The organism is Nocardia testacea NBRC 100365, from assembly GCF_000308775.1.
Taxonomy (GTDB): domain Bacteria; phylum Actinomycetota; class Actinomycetes; order Mycobacteriales; family Mycobacteriaceae; genus Nocardia; species Nocardia testacea.
The window spans coordinates 1-5396 of the sequence record NZ_BAGJ01000040.1; the positions used below are offsets into that span (position 1 = coordinate 1).

At 56.2% G+C, this 5396-nt stretch carries 3 rRNA genes; all 3 read left to right on the forward strand.

Annotated features, from left to right (window positions below):
- Positions 1-201: 201 nt before the first annotated feature.
- The 3 genes from ON38_RS05455 (at position 202) to rrf (ending at position 5395) form a co-directional block, all read left to right on the forward strand.
- A 16S ribosomal RNA gene (locus ON38_RS05455) occupies positions 202-1718 on the forward strand.
- Positions 1719-2039: 321 nt separating this feature from the next.
- Positions 2040-5172 (forward strand): 23S ribosomal RNA (locus tag ON38_RS05460).
- Between the two features lie 106 nt (positions 5173-5278).
- Positions 5279-5395 (forward strand): 5S ribosomal RNA (gene rrf / locus ON38_RS05465).
- The 16S, 23S and 5S rRNA genes sit together here, the layout of an rRNA operon.
- Position 5396 lies beyond the last annotated feature (1 nt).

Sequence of the window (5396 nt, forward strand, 5' to 3'; positions counted from 1 at the left end):
TGTGTGCGTGTGTTCTTTGAGAACTCAATAGTGTGTTGATGAATGTCAGTGCCAAATATTTAATTTGGTTTCGGTTCTTCATACCCCCGTGTGGAGGACTGAACATTTAAGTCAGCTAAATTCCGGCTGGCGATTGTTTTGCTGGGTTTTCGGACTCTAGTTTGTACTTTTGATTGCGCCTTCGGGTGTGATTGTGAGTCTTCAACGGAGAGTTTGATCCTGGCTCAGGACGAACGCTGGCGGCGTGCTTAACACATGCAAGTCGAGCGGTAAGGCCCTTCGGGGTACACGAGCGGCGAACGGGTGAGTAACACGTGGGTGATCTGCCTTGCACTCTGGGATAAGCCTGGGAAACTGGGTCTAATACCGGATATGACCTTCGGCTTCCTGGTCGATGGTGGAAAGATTTATCGGTGCAAGATGAGCCCGCGGCCTATCAGCTTGTTGGTGGGGTAATGGCCTACCAAGGCGACGACGGGTAGCCGGCCTGAGAGGGCGACCGGCCACACTGGGACTGAGACACGGCCCAGACTCCTACGGGAGGCAGCAGTGGGGAATATTGCACAATGGGCGGAAGCCTGATGCAGCGACGCCGCGTGAGGGATGACGGCCTTCGGGTTGTAAACCTCTTTCGACTCCGACGAAGCGAGAGTGACGGTAGGAGTATAAGAAGCACCGGCCAACTACGTGCCAGCAGCCGCGGTAATACGTAGGGTGCGAGCGTTGTCCGGAATTACTGGGCGTAAAGAGCTTGTAGGCGGCTTGTCGCGTCGATCGTGAAAACTCGGGGCTCAACCCCGAGCTTGCGGTCGATACGGGCAGGCTTGAGTACTTCAGGGGAGACTGGAATTCCTGGTGTAGCGGTGAAATGCGCAGATATCAGGAGGAACACCGGTGGCGAAGGCGGGTCTCTGGGAAGTAACTGACGCTGAGAAGCGAAAGCGTGGGTAGCGAACAGGATTAGATACCCTGGTAGTCCACGCCGTAAACGGTGGGTACTAGGTGTGGGTTTCCTTCCACGGGATCCGTGCCGTAGCTAACGCATTAAGTACCCCGCCTGGGGAGTACGGCCGCAAGGCTAAAACTCAAAGGAATTGACGGGGGCCCGCACAAGCGGCGGAGCATGTGGATTAATTCGATGCAACGCGAAGAACCTTACCTGGGTTTGACATACACCGGAAACCTGCAGAGATGTAGGCCCCCTTGTGGTCGGTGTACAGGTGGTGCATGGCTGTCGTCAGCTCGTGTCGTGAGATGTTGGGTTAAGTCCCGCAACGAGCGCAACCCTTATCTTATGTTGCCAGCGCGTAATGGCGGGGACTCGTGAGAGACTGCCGGGGTCAACTCGGAGGAAGGTGGGGACGACGTCAAGTCATCATGCCCCTTATGTCCAGGGCTTCACACATGCTACAATGGCCGGTACAGAGGGCTGCGATACCGTGAGGTGGAGCGAATCCCTTAAAGCCGGTCTCAGTTCGGATCGGGGTCTGCAACTCGACCCCGTGAAGTTGGAGTCGCTAGTAATCGCAGATCAGCAACGCTGCGGTGAATACGTTCCCGGGCCTTGTACACACCGCCCGTCACGTCATGAAAGTCGGTAACACCCGAAGCCGGTGGCCTAACCCTTGTGGAGGGAGCCGTCGAAGGTGGGATCGGCGATTGGGACGAAGTCGTAACAAGGTAGCCGTACCGGAAGGTGCGGCTGGATCACCTCCTTTCTAAGGAGCATTCTCCATGCCGGCTCGAAGAGTCGAGTACCGGTTGTGGCAGAGGCCATTTCGAACTCGAATGTGGTTCGGTGGTTGCTCATGGGTGGAACGCTGACAATCTCCATCACGTATGGCCACGGCCGAGTCTGTGGTGCTGGTGGATATATCAACACACTGTTGGGTCCTGAAAGAACAGACGTTCTTTCCAGGCAAAAAATACGATCTGCTCGGATTTTCTGAGATACTGCCGGCTGGGCCGGTAAGTCCTGATGTTCGATCTGAGTGGGTGTGTTGTTTGAGAACTGCACAGTGGACGCGAGCATCTTTGTTTTGTAAGTTTTTAAGAGCGTACGGTGGATGCCTTGGCACCAGGAGCCGATGAAGGACGTAGGAGGCTGCGATAAGCCTCGGGGAGCTGTCAACCGAGCTGTGATCCGAGGGTGTCCGAATGGGGAAACCCAGCACGAGTGATGTCGTGTTACCCGCATCTGAATATATAGGGTGTGTGGAGGGAACGTGGGGAAGTGAAACATCTCAGTACCCACAGGAAGAGAAAACAATATGTGATTCCGTGAGTAGTGGCGAGCGAAAGCGGATGAGGCTAAACCATGCGCGTGTGATACCCGGCAGGGGTTGCGCGTGTGGGGTCGTGGGGTCATTCTTCCCGGTTCTGCCGGATCGGGCGAGAGTTAGAAACCGTTGTGTTAGCTGAAGTGGTCTGGGACGGCCTGTCGTAGAGGGTGAGAATCCCGTAGGCGAAAACTCAACGGCTCTCGTGGATGATGCCCGAGTAGCAGCGGGCCCGTGAAATCTGCTGTGAATCTGCCGGGACCACCCGGTAAGCCTGAATACTCCCTGGTGACCGATAGCGGACTAGTACCGTGAGGGAAAGGTGAAAAGTACCCCGGGAGGGGAGTGAAATAGTACCTGAAACCGTGCGCTTACAATCCGTCAGAGCCTTTGCACAGCTTGCTGTGGGGGGTGATGGCGTGCCTTTTGAAGAATGAGCCTGCGAGTTAGTGGCATGTGGCGAGGTTAACCCGTGTGGGGTAGCCGTAGCGAAAGCGAGTCCGAATAGGGCGTTTGAGTCGCGTGTTCTAGACCCGAAGCGGAGTGATCTACCCATGGCCAGGGTGAAGCGACGGTAAGACGTCGTGGAGGCCCGAACCCACTTAGGTTGAAAACTGAGGGGATGAGCTGTGGGTAGGGGTGAAAGGCCAATCAAACTCCGTGATAGCTGGTTCTCCCCGAAATGCATTTAGGTGCAGCGTCGCGTGTTTCTCACCGGAGGTAGAGCTACTGGATGGTCTAGGGGGCCCACAAGCTTACCGAAATCAGCCAAACTCCGAATGCCGGTGAGTGAGAGCGCGGCAGTGAGACTGCGGGGGATAAGCTTCGTAGTCGAGAGGGAAACAGCCCAGATCGCCGGCTAAGGCCCCTAAGCGTGTACTAAGTGGAAAAGGATGTGGGATTGCGCAGACAGCCAGGAGGTTGGCTTAGAAGCAGCCACCCTTGAAAGAGTGCGTAATAGCTCACTGGTCGAGTGATCCTGCGCCGACAATGTAGCGGGGCTCAAGTACACCGCCGAAGCCGCGGCAGTCGCACAATACATCCACATGTTCCTACGGGATCGTGTGCAGTGGTGTGGCTGGGTAGGGGAGCGTCGTGTAGCCAGGGAAGCAGCGGGGTGACCTAGTTGTGGAGGCTGCGCGAGTGAGAATGCAGGCATGAGTAGCGAAAGACGAGTGAGAAACTCGTCCGCCGAATGACCAAGGGTTCCTGGGCCAGGTTAATCCGCCCAGGGTGAGTCGGGACCTAAGGCGAGGCCGACAGGCGTAGTCGATGGACAACGGGTTGATATTCCCGTACCCGTGTATCCGCGCCCAATGGCGAATCATCTGTGCTAAGCGCCCAAAACCTGATGGACCTCCTTCGGGAGGCCGGATGGGGCTGCGCGCGACCCTGGGTGTAGTAGTCAAGCGATGGGGTGACGCAGGAAGGTAGCTGGGCCAGTCAGTGGTTGTACTGGTGTAAGCCTGTAGGGCGCAACATAGGCAAATCCGTGTTGCATACAGCCTGAGAGGTGATGCGTAGCCGATTGAGGCGAATTCAGTGATCCTATGCTGCCGAGAAAAGCCTCTAGTGAGTTGGTACACGGCCCGTACCCCAAACCGACACAGGTGGTCAGGTAGAGAATACTAAGGCGATCGAGAGAACTGTGGTCAAGGAACTCGGCAAAATGCCCCCGTAACTTCGGGAGAAGGGGGGCCCGAGCTGGTGACGGAATTTACTTCCTGAGCTGGTTTGGGCCGCAGAGACCAGAGAGAAGCGACTGTTTACTAAAAACACAGGTCCGTGCGAAGTCGTAAGACGATGTATACGGACTGACGCCTGCCCGGTGCCGGAAGGTTAAGAGGACCGGTTAGCGCTTCGGCGCGAAGCTGAGAATTTAAGCCCCGGTAAACGGCGGTGGTAACTATAACCATCCTAAGGTAGCGAAATTCCTTGTCGGGTAAGTTCCGACCTGCACGAATGGCGTAACGACTTCTCTGCTGTCTCGACCACAGACTCGGCGAAATTGCATTACGAGTAAAGATGCTCGTTACGCGCGGCAGGACGAAAAGACCCCGGGACCTTCACTATAGCTTGGTATTGGTGTTCGGTACGGTTTGTGTAGGATAGGTGGGAGACTGTGAAGCATGCACGCCAGTGTGTGTGGAGTCGTCGTTGAAATACCACTCTGGTCGTATTGGACCTCTAACCTCGGACCATGATCTGGTTCAGGGACAGTGCCTGGTGGGTAGTTTAACTGGGGCGGTTGCCTCCCAAAATGTAACGGAGGCGCCCAAAGGTTCCCTCAGCCTGGTTGGCAATCAGGTGTCGAGTGCAAGTGCACAAGGGAGCTTGACTGTGAGACAGACATGTCGAGCAGGGACGAAAGTCGGGACTAGTGATCCGGCACCGGCATGTGGAAGCGGTGTCGCTCAACGGATAAAAGGTACCCCGGGGATAACAGGCTGATCTTCCCCAAGAGTCCATATCGACGGGATGGTTTGGCACCTCGATGTCGGCTCGTCGCATCCTGGGGCTGGAGTAGGTCCCAAGGGTTGGGCTGTTCGCCCATTAAAGCGGCACGCGAGCTGGGTTTAGAACGTCGTGAGACAGTTCGGTCTCTATCCGCCGCGCGCGTTGGAAACTTGAGGAAGGCTGTCCCTAGTACGAGAGGACCGGGACGGACGAACCTCTGGTGTGCCAGTTGTCCCGCCAGGGGCACGGCTGGTTGGCTACGTTCGGAAGGGATAACCGCTGAAAGCATCTAAGCGGGAAGCCTGTTCCAAGATGAGGTTTCCCACCACCTTCGAGTGGTTAAGGCCCCCTACAGACCATGGGGTTGATAGGCCGGAACTGGAAGCCAGGTAACTGGTGGAGGTGACCGGTACTAATAGGCCGAGGGCTTACAAACAAAGGTTGCTACGCGTCCACTGTGCAGTATCTGAAACAACACACAGATACAGAAGACAAACCCCGACAAGGGTGTTTGGCTCTCTGTGTGGATAGTTTCATAGAGTTACGGCGGTTATAGCGGCAGGGAAACGCCCGGTCCCATTCCGAACCCGGAAGCTAAGCCTGCCAGCGCCGATGGTACTGCACTCGACAGGGTGTGGGAGAGTAGGACACCGCCGGAAC